Source organism: Actimicrobium antarcticum, from assembly GCF_039536745.1.
GTDB classification, from domain to species: Bacteria; Pseudomonadota; Gammaproteobacteria; order Burkholderiales; family Burkholderiaceae_D; genus Actimicrobium; species Actimicrobium antarcticum.
In genome coordinates this window covers 63,543-82,920 of sequence record NZ_BAAAZE010000013.1, presented here as the reverse complement: position 1 = coordinate 82,920, position 19,378 = coordinate 63,543, and the positions used below count along the sequence as shown (strand labels likewise).

Annotated in this window: 15 protein-coding genes; 3 read left to right on the top strand and 12 right to left on the bottom strand. The window is 62.0% G+C overall.

Features of this window, described 5'->3' with window-relative positions; genetic code table 11:
- Positions 1 to 124: 124 nt before the first annotated feature.
- Positions 125 to 772 (bottom strand): response regulator transcription factor, encoded by a 648-nt coding sequence (locus tag ABD720_RS15770; RefSeq protein ID WP_344764657.1) that lies wholly within the window; start codon positions 770 to 772, stop codon positions 125 to 127.
- 103 nt (positions 773 to 875) lie between these two features.
- Between ABD720_RS15770 and ABD720_RS15765 the strand changes: the two genes are divergently transcribed.
- From ABD720_RS15765 to ABD720_RS15755, 3 genes are read left to right on the top strand one after another with little or no spacing between them, the layout of a single operon-like run.
- A complete protein-coding gene (locus ABD720_RS15765; RefSeq protein ID WP_344764655.1) occupies positions 876 to 1,238 on the top strand; it encodes a hypothetical protein in 363 nt (120 codons plus the stop codon).
- Between the two features lie 3 nt (positions 1,239 to 1,241).
- Positions 1,242 to 2,375 (top strand): MGDG synthase family glycosyltransferase, encoded by a 1,134-nt coding sequence (locus ABD720_RS15760; RefSeq protein WP_344764653.1) that lies wholly within the window; start codon positions 1,242 to 1,244, stop codon positions 2,373 to 2,375.
- The gene (locus tag ABD720_RS15755) at positions 2,372 to 2,869 is read left to right on the top strand and encodes a hypothetical protein (protein ID WP_344764652.1); all 498 of its coding nucleotides are present in this window, start codon (positions 2,372 to 2,374) and stop codon (positions 2,867 to 2,869) included. Before ABD720_RS15760 ends, ABD720_RS15755 begins: the two co-directional genes overlap by 4 nt.
- A gap of 123 nt (positions 2,870 to 2,992) precedes the next feature.
- On the opposite strand, the gene ABD720_RS15750 is transcribed toward ABD720_RS15755, so the two are convergent.
- The 11 genes from ABD720_RS15750 to astC form a co-directional block, all read right to left on the bottom strand.
- A complete protein-coding gene (locus ABD720_RS15750; RefSeq protein ID WP_344764650.1) occupies positions 2,993 to 4,000 on the bottom strand; it encodes a succinylglutamate desuccinylase in 1,008 nt (335 codons plus the stop codon).
- On the bottom strand, positions 3,997 to 8,703 hold the full coding sequence (locus ABD720_RS15745) for an NAD-glutamate dehydrogenase domain-containing protein (protein ID WP_344764648.1): 4,707 nt from the start codon (positions 8,701 to 8,703) through the stop codon (positions 3,997 to 3,999). Before ABD720_RS15745 ends, ABD720_RS15750 begins: the two co-directional genes overlap by 4 nt.
- Positions 8,704 to 8,989: 286 nt before the next feature.
- The gene (locus ABD720_RS15740) at positions 8,990 to 10,453 is read right to left on the bottom strand and encodes a DcaP family trimeric outer membrane transporter (protein WP_344764646.1); all 1,464 of its coding nucleotides are present in this window, start codon (positions 10,451 to 10,453) and stop codon (positions 8,990 to 8,992) included.
- A gap of 96 nt (positions 10,454 to 10,549) precedes the next feature.
- Positions 10,550 to 11,320 carry an amino acid ABC transporter ATP-binding protein gene (locus tag ABD720_RS15735; RefSeq protein ID WP_344764644.1) on the bottom strand — a complete coding sequence of 257 codons (771 nt, stop codon included), beginning with the start codon at positions 11,318 to 11,320 and terminating at the stop codon, positions 10,550 to 10,552.
- Positions 11,317 to 12,102, bottom strand: a complete 786-nt coding sequence (locus ABD720_RS15730; protein ID WP_344764643.1) for an amino acid ABC transporter permease — start codon at positions 12,100 to 12,102, stop codon at positions 11,317 to 11,319. Before ABD720_RS15730 ends, ABD720_RS15735 begins: the two co-directional genes overlap by 4 nt.
- A 70-nt stretch (positions 12,103 to 12,172) precedes the next feature.
- A complete protein-coding gene (locus ABD720_RS15725) occupies positions 12,173 to 12,940 on the bottom strand; it encodes an ABC transporter substrate-binding protein (RefSeq protein ID WP_344764641.1) in 768 nt (255 codons plus the stop codon).
- An 85-nt stretch (positions 12,941 to 13,025) separates the two neighbouring features.
- A complete protein-coding gene (gene astB / locus ABD720_RS15720; RefSeq protein WP_344764971.1) occupies positions 13,026 to 14,396 on the bottom strand; it encodes an N-succinylarginine dihydrolase in 1,371 nt (456 codons plus the stop codon).
- A gap of 40 nt (positions 14,397 to 14,436) precedes the next feature.
- Positions 14,437 to 15,921 (bottom strand): succinylglutamate-semialdehyde dehydrogenase, encoded by a 1,485-nt coding sequence (astD, locus tag ABD720_RS15715; RefSeq protein WP_344764640.1) that lies wholly within the window; start codon positions 15,919 to 15,921, stop codon positions 14,437 to 14,439.
- 2 nt (positions 15,922 to 15,923) lie between these two features.
- Entirely contained in the window at positions 15,924 to 16,982 is a 1,059-nt protein-coding gene (gene astA, locus ABD720_RS15710; protein WP_344764638.1) for an arginine N-succinyltransferase, read from the bottom strand.
- Positions 16,979 to 18,031 carry an arginine N-succinyltransferase gene (locus tag ABD720_RS15705; protein ID WP_344764636.1) on the bottom strand — a complete coding sequence of 351 codons (1,053 nt, stop codon included), beginning with the start codon at positions 18,029 to 18,031 and terminating at the stop codon, positions 16,979 to 16,981. The genes astA and ABD720_RS15705 overlap by 4 nt, the downstream gene beginning before the upstream one ends.
- Positions 18,028 to 19,278 carry an acetylornithine/succinylornithine family transaminase gene (gene astC / locus ABD720_RS15700; protein ID WP_344764634.1) on the bottom strand — a complete coding sequence of 417 codons (1,251 nt, stop codon included), beginning with the start codon at positions 19,276 to 19,278 and terminating at the stop codon, positions 18,028 to 18,030. The genes ABD720_RS15705 and astC overlap by 4 nt, the downstream gene beginning before the upstream one ends.
- Positions 19,279 to 19,378 lie beyond the last annotated feature (100 nt).

Sequence of the window (19,378 nt, the reverse complement as noted above, 5' to 3'; positions counted from 1 at the left end):
GTGGTGACGAGTGGGATGATGATAGCGAACCAGAGCGGGTTAGCTATTGGCCTAAAGTACTAGACGGTCAACCTGCACAGATAGCGGTACCAGCGTGCCGTGCCGATCCGGGCCTTAGCTGGCGCTATTTTCCGGTGACAAACAACGCCAGCTGCAAACGGTCCGACAGTCCCAGCTTCTGAAAGATCGCGCCGAGATGTGCCTTGACCGTGCGGTCCGTGATGCTGAGTTCGCGCGCGATCAGCTTGTTGCTGACGCCGCTACCGATCAGCCGGGCAATCTGCCGTTCACGCGGCGTCAGGTTGATCAGACGTTCGCCGTGAACAGGTGCCGCGACCGGCACCGGCACCGGCGCAGACAGCGTGCCGCGTTCCTGCATTTGCTGCAGCAACAGCGGCATCACCGCATGCGAAATCCAGACGCCGCCGTCGAGCACCATGTCGATGATGCGAATGATGGTGTCATGCGTGAGCCTGGCGCTGCAGCAACCAGCCACACCGGCGCCCAGCAATGCCAGCTCCGCACTGGTCGAAAAGTCATCCTGCAGCACCAGCACTTTGGAGGCGGGTGACAGGCGGCGGATTTCGGACAGGGCAAACGCCGCGTCGAGCGAGGACAGACCGAGATCGAGCACGATCAATCCTGGCGCTACGCCAGACAGGCGCTGCCACAACGCCGACGGCGAATCAATCACGTTCACCACGCCTTTTTCCATCAGCGTGTCATGAAATCTGGCTATGATGGCAGCGGAGTCCGAGAGCAACACAAGCATGGGCATATCAACTTTGGCAACGATGTGCTTTTTTAACATACCGGATTTGGAATAGCCATTGTAGTTTCAGCCCAACCAATACCAACCCCACTAACGGTTCGCCATGCCCTATATTCAACGTGATGCCACCGGCAGCGTGATTGCCCTGTTTCGCGATGCGCCCGCCCCCGACACCGAGCGTCTTTTTGCCGACCATCCCGACGTGCAGATATTCCTGGCGCTCGATGGCGTTCCGGCCACCGGCAGCAGCGATCCGCGCGACGTCCTCGCCAGCCTCGACAGCGCGATGATCCGCGTGGTCGAGGATCTGGTGGATGTGCTGATTCAAAAGCACGTCATCATGCTCACCGACCTGCCCGAACAGGCCCAGCGCAAAGTGCTTGGCCGCAAAGAGACGCGGCACTCCCTGTTTGGTGATCTCGGTGACCTCGGCGACCTCGGTGCCGGCAACGACGACATCCTGTAGACGATGACGAAACCGACAGGCCTGTTGGTTCTGAGCGTTTCCGCCGGTGCCGGCCACGTGCGCGCAGCCGAAGCGCTCTGTGCGCAAGCCACGCTGGAACACCAGCCGATCAGCGCCACCCATCTTGATGTGATGCAGTGTGTCTCCAGCACATTCCGCAAGCTATATACCGAGTTTTACCTGACGCTGGTGAACAAGCACCCGGCCTTGTGGGGTTATCTGTACCAGGTGACCAACGAAGCCCAGCCCGACAGCTCGCTGCAAAAACTGCGCCGCGGCATCGAGCGCCTGAGCACCCGTGCCTTGCTGCGCGAGATCGATGCGCGACGCCCGGACATGATTATCTGTACCCATTTCCTGCCGGCCGAAATCCTCTCCGGCCTGATCGCCAGCGGCCGCGTGCAATGTCCGGTCTGGGTTCAGGTCACCGACTTCGACGTGCACCGGATGTGGATACAGAAGGGCATGCACGGCTACTTCGTGGCCAGCGACGAAATCGCGTTCCGGATGCAAGCGCTCGGCATCGCTGCCGACAAAATCCACGTCACCGGCATCCCCATCATGCCGGCCTTCAGTCAGCCTGGTTCACGTGCCGACTGCGCCGCGCAGCATGGCATCGATCCCGCGCGCCTGACCATCCTGCTGATGGGCGGCGGCGCCGGACTCGGCAGTCTGGACGCCATCGCGGCGCATTTGCTGCGGCTGCCGGCAGAGTTTCAGCTGATCGTCATGGCCGGTAAAAACCAGTTGCTGCTGCAGGCGCTACAAACACTGGCGACGCAGTTTCCGGGACGCCTGCTGGCACAGGGATTCACGACGCACGTCGAGCAACTGATGGCCTGTGCCGACCTGGCGATCACCAAACCGGGCGGTCTGACGACCTCGGAATGTCTGGCCATGGGCTTGCCAATGATCGTCAACAATCCCATTCCGGGACAAGAAGAACGCAATGCCGACTTTCTGCTGGAACAGGGCGTCGGCCTGAAAGCCATCGATGCCACCACACTGGATTACCGGATACGCAGTTTGATTGCGCATCCGGACAAACTGGCCGATATGGCATCAAAATCCCTTGCACTCGGCCGTCCCGATGCCGCCCGCGCCGCGTTGCGCATCATCATGTCGGATCTCGCATGAACCAGACCAGCCACATCGTTACCCTCACCCGCCGCCCGCTGCACATCATCATGACCGTGGTCTGGGTGTGCCTGCTCGGCCTGTTCTTTGCACAGACCGAAATCCAGATCGAAGGGGCCAGTGGCTGGGCCACCAACCTGCCGACATGGCGCGTGGAAAAGCACTGGCTGCTCGATATTTTCTGGGGCGGGCGCGCCATGACCGGCTATCACGCCTGGGTGTTCCCGTTCATCACGTTGTTCTTCCATTTCCCGCTGCTGTTCGTCGGCCACTGGTCGTGGCGTGCCGAGTCGCGGGTAGTGGCTTGCATCATGATTTTCTGGGTCAGCGAAGACTTCCTCTGGTTCGTGCTCAACCCGGCATTCGGCCTGGCCCGGTTCAATCCGGTCGATGCCTTCTGGCATAAACACTGGTTGATGGGCGCACCGGTGGATTACTGGTTTTTTTCGGTGCTGGCGATGGTGTTGCTGTGGCTGTCGTATCGACGGGATTGAGAACGCGGTTTGCAAAGCGTGGGATGTTCAACAAGCATGTCAGCAGTCATGCTGCGCTCGCAAGGCGCCCATAAGCTCCACGCAATGCGAGCCTTGCCATCGGTTGCATTACCAAGCTTTTGATTAGCTCTCGGGAAGGTCCGGCGAACGCACCACCATCAGCCCGGCCCGCAATCCGATCCGCACCGACGGATTCGGAAACACCACCAGCTCTTCATCATGCCCCACCCGATACACCACCTCGCCATCGGTGGCGATCACGTCGCCACGCTGCATGGCCGTGAAGTTTTGTGTCGCGCCATCAAAATGCATCCGGAATGCCTCGCTGTGCTTGATGATCTCCTGCACCACCTCGAACACCAGCGGCGCTGGCATCGCGGGATGCACCAGCACATCACCGCGCAGCAACGCCGACAAGGTGCGCGACGCGGCAGCAAAGACACTGACATCGTTCGCTCCCAGCGCACTGACCCGCCCCAGTTCGACGGTCGAACTGGTCGCCCCACACTGTTCGGCCGTGAAGGCACTGAACGTGCCAGCGGAAGTCGGATTGATAATAACGGCAGCGATGCCGGCGTGACCCAGCAGGCTGGTCAGCGCCCTCTGCTGCGCCGCTGCAATGCTAGCAGGGAGGATCGCGAAGGTGGGATACACCGAGGCCCGGATCGCAGTGTGCAGATCGAGGTGCCAGCACGCACCAGCAGCACTGTCGAAAAATGCCGTGGTAGCGGCCATGATGGCATCGGCGCGGGCGGCTTCCGCAGTCGCCGCCAGTGCGCCGCGGTCGGGTCGGAACAGCCGGTTCAGGTCGGCATCGATGAACCGGCGCGACTGCCGGATCGCGTCGATGTTGCCGACCACGAGCAACAGGTTCACGCCCAGCTCCTGCGGCGTCAGCGCCAGTTCAGCGAGCAGTTGCGCCACCAATTCGATCGGTGCGGTTTCATCGCCGTGGATGCCGACCGACAGCAGCACGTTCGGGCCGGACGCGCCCCGCTGGAGCTGCAGGGTGCCCGGTGCAGGTTCGTCCACCTGACATCCCGCCGCCGCAAACGCCGCCGCAAGGGCACTGAAATCTCCGGCCACGAAGGCCGACACGGCCGTCAACTTGTCGCGTGTCGCCAGCGTCATGCGGCGACCGCCACGGCGTCGGCCATCGCCCAGACCTGCAAGACCACATTGTCAAGACTGGCTTCCACCAGCACCGGCGCCAGGTCGAGCTGGACGAGGGTACTGGAAATAGCCTGCTCGCCGTGCGCACCGAGCTGCGGCAACACATGGCCCAACAGGCGCTGCTGGGTACGGCGCAGTGCCTGCAGCGCATGCCCGCGCAGCGCTTCCTGGGCGGGTCCTACGCTGGCTTGCATCAAGGCGCGCTCCAGCAGATCGATGCCGGATTGCCGGCGCAGTTCCATGCCGGCTTGCAGCAAGACCGGCAGGCTCATGCCTTCTGGCCGATGCACCAGCAAGGCGGCAAACAGGAAATCAGCCATGCCTTCGAGCGCATCGACCGCCGCGACCGCCGCCACGAAATCGGTCGGCAAGTTACTGTCGCCGCCCAGCGTGATTGCGTCGCCGGGCGTGAGCGTGCGGGCCGCCGCGGTGTCGGCGAACAAACAGGTCAGTTCATCCATGCTGCCGGCGCTGCGACGCTGTGCTTCGGGTATCGACAACACGCCGCTGGTGACCGCCTGTTGCAATGCGCGGGTGCGGCGGTCGACGGCTTTCGAGATCGCTACCGGTACCGTCAGCGCATGGGCGTCGAGCGTGTCGAACAGTGGTGCCAGGCTGAGTGCCGCCCAGGCCTGGGCCCAGGCGCACACCACGTCGGTCTCGCTGACATGGTGCTGGCGTGCCAGCATCGCGACCTGCAACGGGCCGCAACGATTGACGACTTCATTGGCCAGTACCGTCGCCAGGATGGCGTTCGCCAGCGGATGCGCAAGCGCATCGCGGGTCGCCACCAGTGGTGCCGGAAAGTACGGCGTGAGCAGCGTGGCAGCCCAGCTTTCGTTGACCAGTGCAGAGCGCGCCAGCAGCGCCTTGTAGCGGTTCTTGACGTTGGCAATCACCACCGCCAGTTCGGGTGCGGTCAGGCCCTGGCCGATCGACTGGCGCCGTACCAGCTCGACCGCGCTGGGCAGCTGTTCGAGCTCGCGCGACAACACGCCCTCCTGCTCCAGTTCGACGATCAGTTCGGCATAGGCGTTCTGCACCGTGACATCGGACTGGGCCTGGGTTTCACGCGTCAGCAGATGGGTTTGCAGGGTGTTGTCACGCAGGACCAGGCGTTCGATATCGAACGTGATGTCGGTCAGTACCTCGTTACGACGGGCTGCGGTCAGCGTGCCGGCATTGACTTCGGTATCGAGCCAGATCTTGACGTTGACTTCATGGTCCGAGCAATCGACACCGGCCGAATTGTCGATCGCGTCGGTGAAAATCGCACCACCCGCGATGGCAAATTCAATCCGGCCGGTCTGGGTCGCGCCGAGGTTGCCGCCTTCGGCAACCACCTTGCAGCGCAGCGCATTGCCATTCACGCGGATGGCGTCATTGGCGCGGTCCTTGACCTGCGCATGGGTTTCGGTCGAGGCCTTGATGTAGGTACCGATACCGCCGTTGTAGAACAAATCGACCGGCGCCAGCAGGATCTGGTGCAGCAGTTCTTCGGGGGCCAGGCTGGTCGCCTCGATGCCGAGTGCCGCTCGCGCTTCGGGCGACAGGTTGATGCTGCGCGCCGAACGCGGCCAGACCCCGCCACCCGCCGAGATCAGTGCCTTGTCGTAGTCCTCCCACGAGGAACGCGGCAGCGCGAACAGGCGCTGGCGTTCGGCAAACGAGGTCGTCACATCCGGCGTCGGATCGATAAAAATATGCCGGTGGTCGAACGCCGCCACCAGCTTCAGCTGGCGTGACAGCAGCACGCCATTGCCGAACACATCGCCCGACATGTCGCCCACGCCGACCATCGTGATCGGCGTGGTGTTGAGATCGTGACCGAGTTCGTAGAAGTGGCGCTTGACCGCCTCCCATGCGCCCTTGGCGGTGATGCCCAGCTTCTTGTGATCGTAGCCATTCGAGCCACCCGAGGCGAACGCATCACCCAGCCAGAAGCCGCGCTGCACCGCAATCCCGTTGGCGATATCCGAGAACGTCGCGGTGCCCTTGTCGGCCGCCACCACCAGGTACGGGTCGGCATTGTCGTAGCACACCGTATCGGCCGGCGGCACGATCACACCCTGTACGCGGTTGTCGGTCAGGTCCAGCAGACCGGCAATGAAGAGGCGGTAGACAGCCTCGCCTTCGGCCGCGATGACGTCGCGCGCGGCGTCCTTGGGCATCATCTTGCAGACAAAACCGCCCTTCGCACCGGCCGGCACAATGACCGCGTTCTTGACCATCTGGGCTTTCACCAGTCCCATGACTTCGGTCCGGTAATCCTCCATCCGGTCGGACCAGCGCAAGCCACCGCGGGCCACCGGGCCGCCGCGCAGATGCACGCCTTCGAAGCGGCGGGCAAACACGAAAATTTCACGGTAAGGGCGCGGCTCCGGCAACAGCGACAGTGCGCTGGCATCGAACTTGAGCAGCAGCGTGCCACCGACCCGACCGCCCTGAAAATACGAGGTCCGCAAGGTCGCCAGCATCAGGTCGGCGATGCTGCGCAGGATGTCTTCGGTATCGGCGTGGTTGACGTCGAGCAGGTTGGCGCGCAATGCGGACAGCGCGGCAGTGCCGGCGGCCCGCTGTGCGGGATCAAGCTTCGGATCGAAGCGACTCTGGAAGCTTTCGATCAGCGTACGAACATGGCCCGGCTGCTTGCGCAGGCAATCGGCGATGTAGCGCAGGCTGAAGCGGCAACCGGCCTGACGCCAGTAACTGGCATAGGCGCGGATCACCTGGACTTCGCGCAGGCGCAGACCGGCTTCGATGGCAAGGCCATTCATGCGGCCGTCTTCGGCCTGGTCATTGAACAGGGCTTCGAACAATTCCTGCGCAGCGGCAGCGACTTGCGGCTGCGCCAGCTTGGCGGCGCTGAGGGGATCGACACTCAGGCTGGTGATGAAATAGTCCGGGCCATCGGTGACCGGAATCTTGTAGGTATGTTCGCGCTCGATTTCAACCCCGGCGTTGTGCAGTGCCGGCAAAATCATCGATAGCGACGGCACGCTGTTGATCGAAAACAGCCGGATGCTGACGCCGCCGGCGACATCGATGCGCACCGTCACCGGCGCGGCACTGGCAGCGCGCTGCAGGTTGAGCATGTCGCGATAGGCCACCGGAGCGACGGTGGCGGCGACGTAGTTGACCGACAGCGCGCCGCGCAGCTTGTGCAGGTCACTGCGCACCGTCGCATCCGCGGTGCTGTCGACCAGCCGGTCAAAGCTGGTATGCCAGCCTTCGACCGCATCCACCAACGGCTGGCGGATGACGGTATCGAGATCGAGGTTGGCGCGCGCGGCAGTGGCGATCAGGTAGATGCGGGCCAGCGGGCCATCGCTGACCTGCGTTTCGGCGCGCACATCGGTGGCACCCGAGACCGACTTCAGGGTCTGTGAAATGGTCTTGACGATCGCCGCACTGAAGCGTTCGCGCGGCAGATAGACGATGACATTGAGGTGGCGGTTGTAGACGTCGCGTCGGGCAAACACCTTGGTTCGTGGCTGCTTGTAGAGCGACACCACGTTATTGCACAGCACCGCCAGCCACGCCGGATCGGCTTCCAATGCTTCAGTGCGCGGCAGCGATTCGAGGATTTCGAGGAATTTTTCGGCACGGAAACCGTGTTGTCGCACGCCTGCCAGCGTCAGTACCTGCTGGATGCGGCCACGGGCAAACGGCAAGCGTCCCAGTGCCGTGGCAGCGGCTGCCCGCGTGAACAGGCCGATGAAGCAATGCTCGCCTTGCAAATTGCCTTTGGTATCGACATCGCGCACCCCGATGAAATCGAGGTGCAGTTCGCGATGCAGGGTGGACTCGACATCGGCCTTGACCACCGACAGCGTGTCGTTGCGCGCGGCCAGCGTATCGAATTCGCCGGGAATACCTGCCAGGCAGGTGTCATACACCGGATGCGACAAATTGCGCAGAACACCGCTGCGACTGCTGACATCACGTACCAGTTCGCGCTCACCCGGCGAGGCCCGGTAATACGCATAACCGAATGGCTCGAAGCCGCCATCCCGGGCCCATTCAATGAAGGCCGCGACTTCGCGTCCTTCCTCGGTGCCGTTGGCGGCGGCCAGTGCCGAGACGCCGGTCATCCTGGTTTCCAGCATGGCGGCGTCGCGCTGCACGCTGGCGGCGTCCCCGGCAGCCATCCGGATGCGTGCTATCAGCGCGGCCAGCGTGGCCGTGTCCAGCGCATCCGACAGCAGGCACAACACATACGATTCCAGCGGATTGGTCCCCGAGCGGGTCGGCAGCGCACTGATGATCCGGCCGTCGGCGTCGCGCAGAACCGAGAGCACCGTATTGAGTACCGCGCGCGAGCCAACGCCCTGTTTGCGTAACGCCATCACGATCGAATCGACCAGATATGGCATGTCGGCATTGAGGACCAGTAATGCAGTGGCTTTGCCACCGAGGTCTTCGTTGTAGTCGACTGCTTCGATCTGACAGCCATCGGTGCTGCGTTGCGCAGCCCCCGTGAAAGCCTGCCAGAGAGCCGACGCCAGACTCTGTGGCGTCAGGCCATCGAGGTCTTCCTCGTTCAGCGAGGTCAGCCAGACATCGATCAATGCCGCCACCGGCGTCGAGCGCGCAGCGCCGGCATCGGCCAGCACCAGTTCCAGGGTTTGTGTACGCAGGTCTTGTGACATTTCTTTCATGAAATCCTCAAACGGTCAATGGGGCAGGTGCAATGGCACGGCGTCGGGCCGCTCCGTTACTGCGATGTCGGGAAGTGCGTGGCGATGTCCACATGCCTTTGACGACAGGCATCGTGGCAACGCATACCAAGTCTAAAAGACTCGCTACCGTTTCTTGTCTTGAATATACGCTTTTGACCACAGCTTATTTGCCACCTCTGCAGCGTCGCGGTTGTTTAAAAAAAAAGCCTCCGAAATCAGAGGCTTTTTGTGGTTCCGTTGCAAAACGGGGTAACTGACGACGAACTTAATTAAAGTTGTACTTCGCTGAAAAGTCCAGCCGGCTCATTTCGCCGGTTTCTCCAGCCAGCGTCTTGCGCTTGCCAAACACGAATTCGGTACCGATATCGACGTTCTTGACCGGGTTCCAGATAAAACCAAGATGGCTCTGCCACACCGTTTCATTGACGCCATAACGACCGCTGTCGAGGCCATTGGCCCGGGCGAATTCGGTGTACTCGTTGTTGTAGTTCTTTTGCGCGCCGACCGAGGCGTTATAGCGCAGCGTTGGTGACGCCTTGATCTGGTAACCGACCACGATGCCGAGCGCTTTTTCCATCAGGATGCGGTTGGCAGCCGGATCGTAGAACGCGCCTTCGATGTAGTTGAAGTAGCGGCCGATACCGGTGCCACCCGTGACGTTCCAGGTCAGGAAGTCGTCGCCGACGGTCTTGTACATACCGCTGGCAGCAACGCCAAAGCCGCGTCGCGAGGCCTTCACACCAGCGCCATCATCGAGCCGGTGCTCATGCGACACCACCCGAAAACTGACCGCGCCGAAATCGAACGGCTTGTCCCAGCGACCGACCAGATCGGGCACGCGCGAAAAACCGGCGGTGGTGACCGAGCCGGTCTTGTCGAGCACATAGCTGACCGAATTTTCGGCCGCGACCGTGAAGGTACCGTAGTCCTTGGTCGGGTACGCGTAGCGGATCATCGGCTGGCGAATGAAAGTGGAGCCGATCGGGCCGTTGAAGTCGACGGTCTCCGGTGCGTTATCGACATCCATGAAGGTCGACCAGGTCTGGCCGATCAGCAGGCCGCCGAACGTACCGTAGGCCTGGCGCAGGCGGAAATCGTAGCTGTTGGTGGCTTGCTGGGTGTAGATGCTGGCGATCGAACCCGACACGGCGGCATTGCCGGTGCGTGGCTCATTATTGAAATCGCCTTCGATCTTGATGCCCATCGGACCATATTGGGTCGGCGTGCTGGCCTCGATACCGAGGCGCGACGTACGCGCATGGACATAGGTGCGGCCACTCTTGTTGGCGCCGGCCGAGCCATTCAACGGCGCGTACGGCACGAAGCTGGCGTAGTCGGTATCGGTATTGTCGGCCTTGAACTCATGCACCATGTTCAGTTCGGCAAAACCGTAGATGCGCAGCGAGGTTTCGGAATTCGGCAGGCGGAACGAGTTCGGGATATCGCCGACCACAACGGCGTCTTTGGCGCGCAGTTCGACTTGCTCGACGCGATCGGCCAGCTCGGTGTTGAGCGGCGCTGGTGCAGGTGCTGGTGCAGCCGCGACCGGTGCCGCCACGACAACTGGTGCCGCCTTCACTGCTTTCAAGGCATCGAGTTCTTCGCGCAGGCGCTTCATTTCGGCGCGCATTTCCTTGAAATCTTTGGCAGTTTGCGCCTGGGATGGCAGCGAAACAGCCGCCAGTGACAGCAGGATGGCAGTACTCAGGGTGGTGCGCTTCAGATACATGGTGTTCTCCGTGGGTGGTGTTTTATTGGTGCCGCCGGACGCTTGTGGCGCTGACGGTTTTTTTATCGTTTTTTTTGCTGACGATGTTTAACGTAATCAATTGCCGATCTTGCCAAGGAATGCACTGATACGTTCATTGCCGCACTCGCCGAAAAATTCTTCGGGTGGTGCTTCATGCAGGATCTGGCCTTTTTCAAAAAAGATGACCCGGTCCGCGACTTCACGGGCAAAGCCCATTTCATGCGTGACGACAATCATCGTCATGCCGGAACGGGCCAGGTCTTTCATGACGTCCAGCACTTCCTTGATCATTTCCGGATCGAGCGCGCTGGTCGGTTCATCGAACAGCATGACCTTTGGCTGCATCGCCAGCGAGCGGGCGATGGCCACGCGCTGTTGCTGTCCGCCCGACATCTGGTGCGGATACTTGTGGGCATGCTCGGCCAGGCCAACCTTGCCCAGCAAATCCATCGCCACCACATTGGCCTGCGCCCGCGTCATGTTGCGCAGGCGGCGCGGCGCCAGCGTGATGTTGTCCAGCACGGTCAGATGCGGGAACAGGTTAAAACTCTGGAACACCATGCCCACCTCGCGCCGTACCGCGTCGATGTTCTTGAGGTTGTGGTTCAGTTCGATCCCATCGATGACGATGGTGCCGCTGTCGTGGGTTTCGAGCCGGTTCAGCATGCGCAGGAAGGTCGACTTGCCGGACCCGGAGGCCCCGATGATGACAGTGACTTCGCCCTGATAAAAATGCGACGACACATCGCGGATCACATGGAACTGGCCGAAGTGCTTGTTGACCTTGTCGGCGGTGATCAGCGGCAGTTTGCCGTCGGCACGAACAGGCGGTTGCAGGGTTGTCATTGATGGCGCTCCACATCCAGTTGACGCTCGATCGCGCCGGAAATCTGCGTCATCACGCTGGTCAGGATCAGGTAGATCGAGGCCACCGTGATGAAGACCGGAATCGGCTGGAACGTTACCGACTGAATCCGGTTGCCGATGTTCGATAGCTCGACCACGCCAATCACGTAGGCCAGGCTGGAGTCCTTCAATAACGAGACAAAATTGTTGACCAGCGGTGGCAACGCAATGCGCATGCTCTGCGGAAAAATCACATCGCGAAAGGTCTGGAACGGACTCAGTCCGAGCGAGCGCGCCGCTTCCGTCTGGCCCTTGTGCACGGCCAGGATGCCGGACCGAATCGCCTCGGCGTTATAGGCGCCGGCATTGAATGCCAGTGCCACCACCGCAGAATAAAAGTCCGACAATTGCAGGCCCGGCACCAGTGCCGGCAGCGCCAGAAACACGAACAGCACTTGCACCAGCAATGGCGTACCGCGGATCACCCAGATATAAAAACTGGCGAACCAGCGCACCGGCAGGAACGACGACAGTTTGCCCAGTGCCGCCAGCATGCCGAAGATGATGCCGATCACGCCAGCCACCAGCGTCAGCGACACGGTGACGCGCGCGCCTTCGGCAAATTGCAGTGCGGCCGGACCGATCGGCTCGGGCAGCAAGGCCATCGGAATGGCCATGAACCAGAGAAAGACCAGCAGGCCGGTGATGGCCAGCGCGATCGTGACCGCACTGCGGCGCTGGCGTGACCAGCCCCGCGGCAGAAGTGTGAATGCTGCTTTCAAGGTATTCCCCTAATTGTCATGCGCCGGGCTGGCGTGGGCCGCCCGGCTGTCAATTCGACTGGCTAGCCAATTACGACTTGCAGCGAATATCTTCCTTCAGGAATTTTTCGGAGATCGTCTTGTAGGTGCCATCCGCCATGACTTCGGCAAGCGCCTTGTCGACAGCGGCAGCCAGTGGCGCATTGCCCTTCTTGACGGCAGCGGCGATGCGCTCGACGAACAGGTAGTCGCCGGTTTTCAGGCCCAGACCCGGATTGCTTTCGGTTGCGGACTTGACCACAAAACGGTCACTGACCCAGGCATCGACCCGACCGGCGACCAGCGCAGAACGTGCGTCAGTATCCTGCGGGAAGTTCTTCACTTCCTTGACGCCGGCCAGTTTCTTGACGTTTTCCATGTAGGTCGAACCGGTCTGCACGGCCACGGTTTTTCCGGTCAGCGAGGCGGCATCCTTGATGGCGGCATCCTTCGAGACGATCACACCACCGCTGCAGTAGTACGGGCTGGTGAACAAAACCGCTTTCGCGCGCTCATCGGTGACACCGAATGAGGCCATCACCATGTCCCAGCGATCTTGCCGCAGGCCGGCCAGCAGGGCATCGAACGACAGCGCTTTCCATTCCAGTTTCAGACCCATTTTCTTGACCATGGCTTCGGCCAGTTCGACTTCGAAGCCGCTCAGTTTGGCGCCCTGGAAATAATTGAACGGGGCGTACGCACCTTCGGTGGCGACGATGATGGTGCCGGCGGCTTTGATCTCGTCGAGGGTGCGGGCCTGGACCGCGCTACCGGATATCAGGCCGGTGATGACTGCATAAGCTAACAGGAAACGTTTCATGAGGTGGTCTTCTCCATCGGGTAATGGCTTGTTGTATGCCTTGTTATATGCCGGTGCCTGTGTTGAGGCGCCGGTCGCTTTTTTTCTACGAATTTGGTGCGGCATTATCGCCGCTCTGGAAAGGATAGAGACAGGACAATCCAAGAATTTTTGTGAGTTCATCCAGCGCCGTCTCGACCTCGATGGCCAGTTGCGGATCGACCAGATCGGCCGGTGCCAATGCATCGCGATAATGACGCAAGACCCATGCCACGAGTTTTTCGTACAAGGGCTCGGTCATGATCACTTGCTGGTGCATCGCGGCGGCTTCGGCATCGGTCAGGACCACCCGCAAGCGCAGGCAAGCCGGCCCGCCACCATTGCGCATGCTCTGGCGCAGATCAAAACTGAGCAGCTCGTCGATCGGCCCGCCGCTACCGGCCAGTTCATCGAGATAGCGCGCCACGGCGGCGTTTTCGCGGCATTCCTGCGGCACCACCAGCGCCATCCTGCCATCGGGTTTGGTCAGCAACTGACTGTTGAACAGGTAGCTGGCGACCGCATCGGCCATCGGCACATCGCTGCGTGCCACCCGCACCGGCAGCAGCGCTGCGCCGACACCGGCCATGCTGTAGCGCAGTGCGGCCAGCGTGTTGGCTTCATCGTAGAAGGCCTGCTCGTGATAGAACAGCACGTTGCCATTGCCGACCGCGATCACGTCGTTGTGAAACACGCCCAGATCGATCACCGCCGGGTCCTGCGCCACGAATACGGTGCGCGCTGGATCGAGTCCGTGCAGGCGGGCCACCGCCTGACTGGCTTCCAGCGTCTGGCGGGCCGGAAAGCGTTTGGGTGCCGGTGCGTCGGGATTGAACTCGACCCGACCATAGACAAACATTTCGACGCCGGCTGCGCCATGCGCGTTGCCGAGCCGCGTGTGATTCGCCGCGCCTTCATCACCGAACGCGGGGGTACCAGGCAGCGCGTCATGCACCGCAAAGTAGCGCTCGTCGCTAAACAGCGCCCGCAAAGTGCGGGCGGTTTGCTGGTGCTCGTACGAGCGATGCAGTTTGCTGTTGAGGTTGGCGACCGTGAAGTGGGTGCGGCCATCGGCGGTGTCGGCCGAGGGGCTGACCGTGGCGGCGTTCGCGCTCCACATTGGCGCAGCGGAATAAGCCGAAGCCAAAATCGCCGGGGCATCCCGGAATGCCTTCGCAATCACGTCGGCATCACTCCCGCCAAAACCGATACTGCGCAACAGCGCAAAGTTCGGCCGTGCCTGCGGCGGCATCACCGCCTGCGCAAACCCGCGCGCCGCCAGCGCCCGCATCTTGGCCAGTCCCTGCAAGGCCGCCTGCTTCGGATTCGAGACGCTCTTGACGTTGTTGAACGAGGCGACATTGCCGAACGAGAGGCCCGCATAGTTGTGGCTGGGGCCGACCAGTCCGTCGAAGTTGTATTCGCGTGCGGTAGGCATGACGGATTGCATGGCGGAGTCCGTGGTGGGGTTGATCGAATCAGTCAAAGTGCAGGCCCGGCGATAGTTGCGCCGGCAGCGCCAGCACCGGGTTCTCGATCGAGGCGACCGGATACGCGCAATAGTCGGCGGCGTAATAGGCACTGGCGCGGTGGTTGCCGGACTTGCCGATGCCACCGAATGGCGCGGTGCTGGCCGCACCGGTGGTCGGCCGGTTCCAGTTGACGACACCGGCACGCGACTGGTTTAAAAAGCGCGTCCAGAGTGCCGCATCATCCGACAGCAAACCGGCCGCGAGGCCGTAGTCGGTGGCGTTGGCCACCGCCATCGCACGATCAAAATCCGGCACCCGGATCACCTGCAGCAGCGGTCCGAAAAATTCATCATCGGGAATTCCCGCCACCCCGGTCACATCGACGATGCCCGCTGACAGCAAGCCGGTATCGGCCTGCAAGTGCCGCATCGCCAGCAGCGCCGTGCCGCCACGCGCAATCAGGTCGGCTTGCGCCGCTAGCAGCTTGCCGGCAATCGCTGCCGATACCACCGGCCCCATGAACGGTGCCGGCTCGGCAGCGGGCGCACCGACCGTGATCCTGCCTGCAACCTCGACCAGCCGTGCGATGAAAGCCTCGCCACGTGCGCCCTGCTCCACGATCAGCCGGCGCGCGCAAGTGCAACGCTGTCCGGCACTGACGAAAGCCGAAAAAATCGCATGGTGCACGGCCGCGTCAAGATTGGCCGCCGCCGTGTCCCACACCACCAGTGCATTGTTGCCACCCATTTCCAGCGCCAGCATCTTGCCCGGTTGACCGGCGAACTGCCGGTGCAGTAGCGCGCCGACCTGATAGCTGCCGGTGAACAGGATGCCGTCCAGCTCAGGGTGTTGCGACAGTGACGCACCAGTGTCACGACCGCCATTGACCAGGTTCAGCACGCCCGCCGGCAGGCCTGCCTCCAGCCACAACTCGACGGTTCTGATGGCGGTTTGCGGTGCGTATTCGCTGGGCTTGAAGACCAGCGTGTTGCCGGCAATCAGCGCCGGCACACTATGCCCGTTCGGCAGATGTCCCGGAAAATTGTACGGACCGAACACGCCAAACACGCCATGCGGACGATGCCGCAATACCGCATCGCCGTCCGCCACGGTGCTGCTGACGATGCCGGTGCGCGCCGCGTGCGCCTGCAGCGAAATAGTGACTTTGCCTGCCATCGATGCGACTTCGGTGCGCGCTTCCCACAACGGCTTGCCGACTTCCTGCGCGATGGTCTGCGCCAGTGAGGCGCTGTTGGCGATGAGCAGGTCGCGAAAGCGCATGGCGATGGCACTGCGCTGTTCCAGTGGCGTTGACGACCAGCCGGCAAACGCGGCCCGGGCCGACCGACAGGCGGCATCGATCTCGCCGGCGGTGGCGTGCGTGCCCTGCCAGACTGGCTGGCCATCGGCGGGGTTGACGACGACCAAAGCGGGACCGTCACCGGCACTCCAGGTGCCATCGATATAGTGACTGCGGTGCGAATTCTGCATGTTCATTTCCGGTGGCTATTGAGGGACATCGTGCGTACCGGATCGCCCGGCGCACACGCCAGCATCTGCCGATCCTGCTCCGACAAGGCGATGCGATCCTGCGCCGTGCCCGACTGCGCGGCAATCACGCGGAAGTCGTGCAGCGTGGTGTTGGCAACCAGGATGACCGGATCGATGCTGGCGAATTCGGACGGCGCGGCCGCATCGACGATCGCCAGCGTGCTCTCGCGCAGCGCGCGCAAGCCGCTGATGCGCGCCTGCAGTACCGGGCCGGCATCGAAGATATCGACATAGCCTTCGTAATGCAGGCCTTCCTGTTCCAGCAAACGCCGGGCCGGTGCAGTGTCGACATGCACCATGCCGATGACTTCCTGCGCGGCTGGCGGCAGGTAAGCCACATACAGCGGATGGCGCGGCATCAGCTCGGCGATGAAGGATTTTTTGCCGAGGCTGCTGAGTTCATCGGCGCGATCGAAATCCATCTTGAAAAAATGCTGGCCCAGATGATCCCAGAACGGCGAGGTCCCATCGGCACGCTGAAAACCACGCATCTCGGCAATCAGGCGGGGCGGAAACAGGTGCGGGAACTGCGCGATGAACAGGAAGCGACTCTTCGAGAGCAGCTTGCCGTTGCTGCCGGTGCGGTAGTCCGGATGCAGGAACAGCGAACACAGTTCGGCACTGCCTGTCAGGTCATTGGACAGGTACAGCGTGTCCATGCGCGAGAAGATTTTCAGCTCGGAACTGGAATGCACCAGCGTGCCGATGCGGTAGTTATAAAACGGTTCATCCAGCCCGACCGCACCCTTGATGGCGCAGACACCGACCAGCCGGCCAGTACTGGTGTCTTCCATCACGAACAGATAATCACGGTGCTCGGGAGCGATCTGTCCGGCGAACGAGGCGCAGGCGATATCGACGCGTTCGGTGAGCATGGCCAGGTCGGGTTTGAGCGTGGTCATGCCACCGCCGACCTGGGTTGCCATGGTCATCAATGCATCGAGATCGCGTTCCTGGATGGCGCGGACGACGCAGGTGTTGGTATTGGGATTGGTCTTCATAACGTCACGCACTTCACGGTGTCGCCGACGACCACTTGCAGGCGGTGTCGCGCATCCGCCGACAGCGCGATGCTGTCCGACAGATCGAGCGCGGGGGCATCGAACAGGATGGCGCGGAACTGATTGTCGGAGGTGGTACTGACGAGGTAGGTGACGGTGGCAGACTGGCTGGCCGGTTGCTCATCGGCTGCCGCCACGCGCCGCGACAGCGCTGCCGAAAACGAGCGCAGCGCATGCTTGTGCGCCTGCAGGATTGGTCCTCCATCAAAGATATCAATGAACTCGTCCGGCTCGAAACCTTCATCCGACAGGATCTGCAACGGTAGCTCGCCTTCGCCATGCACCTGTCCCATCGCGGCTTGTGCATCACCGGGCAACAGCGGCACATACACCGGATAGTGCGGCATCAGTTCGATGATCAGGCTGCGGTTGCGACCGCCTTCGATGAGCCGTTCTGCTTCCAGAAAATCGATCTGGAAAAACTTGCGACCGAGCGCTTCCCAGAACGGCGAATGGCCGTCGGACCCGGTGACCCCGGCCAGCGAGGCAAAGAAGCGGTCGCCAAAACGCTGCGGTGCGATGGCGGCAAACAGCAGCCGTGCCCGCGACAGCAAGGCGGCTGCGGCTTCATCGATACCATCGCCACCGTCGACATAAAAACTCGACAATTGCGAATGCCCGGTCAGGCCCGAACACAAGGTCAGCGCATGCACGCTGTGGCTGATATTGAGGTCGCGCGAGACCTGTTGCATGACATCGTTACGGAATGCAAAGAAGGTGCCGTTGATACCGGCCATGGCCGCCAGTGCGGCACTGCCGATGACGCGCCCGGTGGCGCTGTCTTCCAGCACGAACGTGTACGATTCTTCGCTGGGCAGGTCGACACGGGCGGCGAACGATGCGATGGAACGCTGTACGGCACGCTCGATGGCATCACGGTGTTTGGGCAAGGTGTGGACGCCAGCGGTGGCGCCGGCGGCAAGTGCTTCCAGCGCGGGTATGTCGGCTTCGGTAACCGGACGCACCAGCAACGTGGATGGCGCCGTCATGCGCTCGCCAGCAGTGTGTCGAGGGCGGCGCGCAGCATGCCGTCGGCCTGGACAATCTGCGCATCCGAGACGATCAGTGCCGGCAAATAGCGCAGCACATCCATGCCGGCGATCAGCACCATCAGGCCTTCGGCTTCGGCCGCCTTGCTGATCTCTTTGGCGCGGCCACGAAAGCCATCGGCCAGCACCATGCCGAGCATCAGGCCGCTACCGCGTACGCTGGCGAAGACCTGCGGGTAGTCGGCCGCGATCGCTTCAAGCGACTGCAACAACAGCGCCGAGGCTTCTTTCACGCGACCCAGGAAGGCTGGCGTATTGATGGTCTCGATCACCTGCAACGCCACCGCGCAGGCCAGCGGATTGCCGCCATACGTGGTGCCGTGCGAGCCCGGACCGAAGTGGCGGGCAATCGCGGTGGTGGTCAGCATCGCACCGATCGGATACCCATTGCCGAGTGCCTTGGCAGTGGTCAGGATGTCCGGTACCACGCCGTAGTTCATGTATGCATACAGCGCGCCGGTGCGACCGACGCCACACTGGACTTCATCAAAAATCAGCAGCGCGCCGGTCTGGTCGCATAACTCGCGCAGTGCTTGCAGATACTCGCGCGTGGCCGGCATCACGCCACCCTCGCCCTGCACCGGCTCGACCACGATCGCGCAGACATCATCACCGGCGGCAGCGCGGGCCGCCGCAATGTCATTGAACGGAATATGAAAGATCGCACCGGGCAGTGGCTCGAAGCCTTCGGTGTATTTGGGCTGTCCGCCGACGCTGACGGTAAACAGCGTACGGCCATGGAATGCATTCACGCAGGACAAGATGCGCGACTTGTGCGGACCGGCTTGTTCATGCGCGTATTTGCGGGCCAGCTTGAAGGCGGCTTCGTTGGCTTCGGCACCCGAATTGCAGAAAAACGCCCGCTCGGCGAAGGTGGCATCGGTCAGCGCCTGCGCCAGTTTCAGCACCGGCTCGTTGGTGTAGCCGTTGCCCAGATGCCAGAGCTGGCTGGCTTGCTGGCACAGTGCATCGACGACGGCCGGATGGGCATGACCGAGGCTGGTCACCGCGATCCCGGCAGTGAAGTCCAGATACTGCTTGCCGGACTGGTCCCACAGGTCCAGCCCCAGCGCACGCACCGGCACCAGCGGGGCGGGTGCGTAGGTGGGCACCATCACGGTATCGAAGGTCTGGCGATTGACGGCTGCGTGGGGGGTGTCGTGCAGCGAGCGTGGGTGGTCGTTCATGCGTTACTCCATCGTGTGGTTGCAATCAGTATAAGCAGGTGCCTGGCAAACTACTTTTCAAAATGGGACGTGGTTTTTCGTAAACCTGCGGGTTGGGAGT

What these genes read in the sequence shown, in the direction of transcription:
- astC (WP_344764634.1), bottom strand. Translation starts at nt 19,278, where the DNA reads ATGAACGACCACCCACGCTCGCTGCACGACACCCCCCACGCAGCCGTC.
- astD (WP_344764640.1), bottom strand. Translation starts at nt 15,921, where the DNA reads ATGCAGAATTCGCACCGCAGTCACTATATCGATGGCACCTGGAGTGCC.
- astA (WP_344764638.1), bottom strand. Translation starts at nt 16,982, where the DNA reads ATGAAGACCAATCCCAATACCAACACCTGCGTCGTCCGCGCCATCCAG.
- ABD720_RS15735 (WP_344764644.1), bottom strand. Translation starts at nt 11,320, where the DNA reads ATGACAACCCTGCAACCGCCTGTTCGTGCCGACGGCAAACTGCCGCTG.
- ABD720_RS15770 (WP_344764657.1), bottom strand. Translation starts at nt 772, where the DNA reads ATGCTTGTGTTGCTCTCGGACTCCGCTGCCATCATAGCCAGATTTCAT.
- ABD720_RS15705 (WP_344764636.1), bottom strand. Translation starts at nt 18,031, where the DNA reads ATGACGGCGCCATCCACGTTGCTGGTGCGTCCGGTTACCGAAGCCGAC.
- ABD720_RS15725 (WP_344764641.1), bottom strand. Translation starts at nt 12,940, where the DNA reads ATGAAACGTTTCCTGTTAGCTTATGCAGTCATCACCGGCCTGATATCC.
- ABD720_RS15745 (WP_344764648.1), bottom strand. Translation starts at nt 8,703, where the DNA reads ATGAAAGAAATGTCACAAGACCTGCGTACACAAACCCTGGAACTGGTG.
- ABD720_RS15750 (WP_344764650.1), bottom strand. Translation starts at nt 4,000, where the DNA reads ATGACGCTGGCGACACGCGACAAGTTGACGGCCGTGTCGGCCTTCGTG.
- ABD720_RS15740 (WP_344764646.1), bottom strand. Translation starts at nt 10,453, where the DNA reads ATGTATCTGAAGCGCACCACCCTGAGTACTGCCATCCTGCTGTCACTG.
- ABD720_RS15755 (WP_344764652.1), top strand. Translation starts at nt 2,372, where the DNA reads ATGAACCAGACCAGCCACATCGTTACCCTCACCCGCCGCCCGCTGCAC.
- ABD720_RS15765 (WP_344764655.1), top strand. Translation starts at nt 876, where the DNA reads ATGCCCTATATTCAACGTGATGCCACCGGCAGCGTGATTGCCCTGTTT.
- ABD720_RS15760 (WP_344764653.1), top strand. Translation starts at nt 1,242, where the DNA reads ATGACGAAACCGACAGGCCTGTTGGTTCTGAGCGTTTCCGCCGGTGCC.
- astB (WP_344764971.1), bottom strand. Translation starts at nt 14,396, where the DNA reads ATGCCTACCGCACGCGAATACAACTTCGACGGACTGGTCGGCCCCAGC.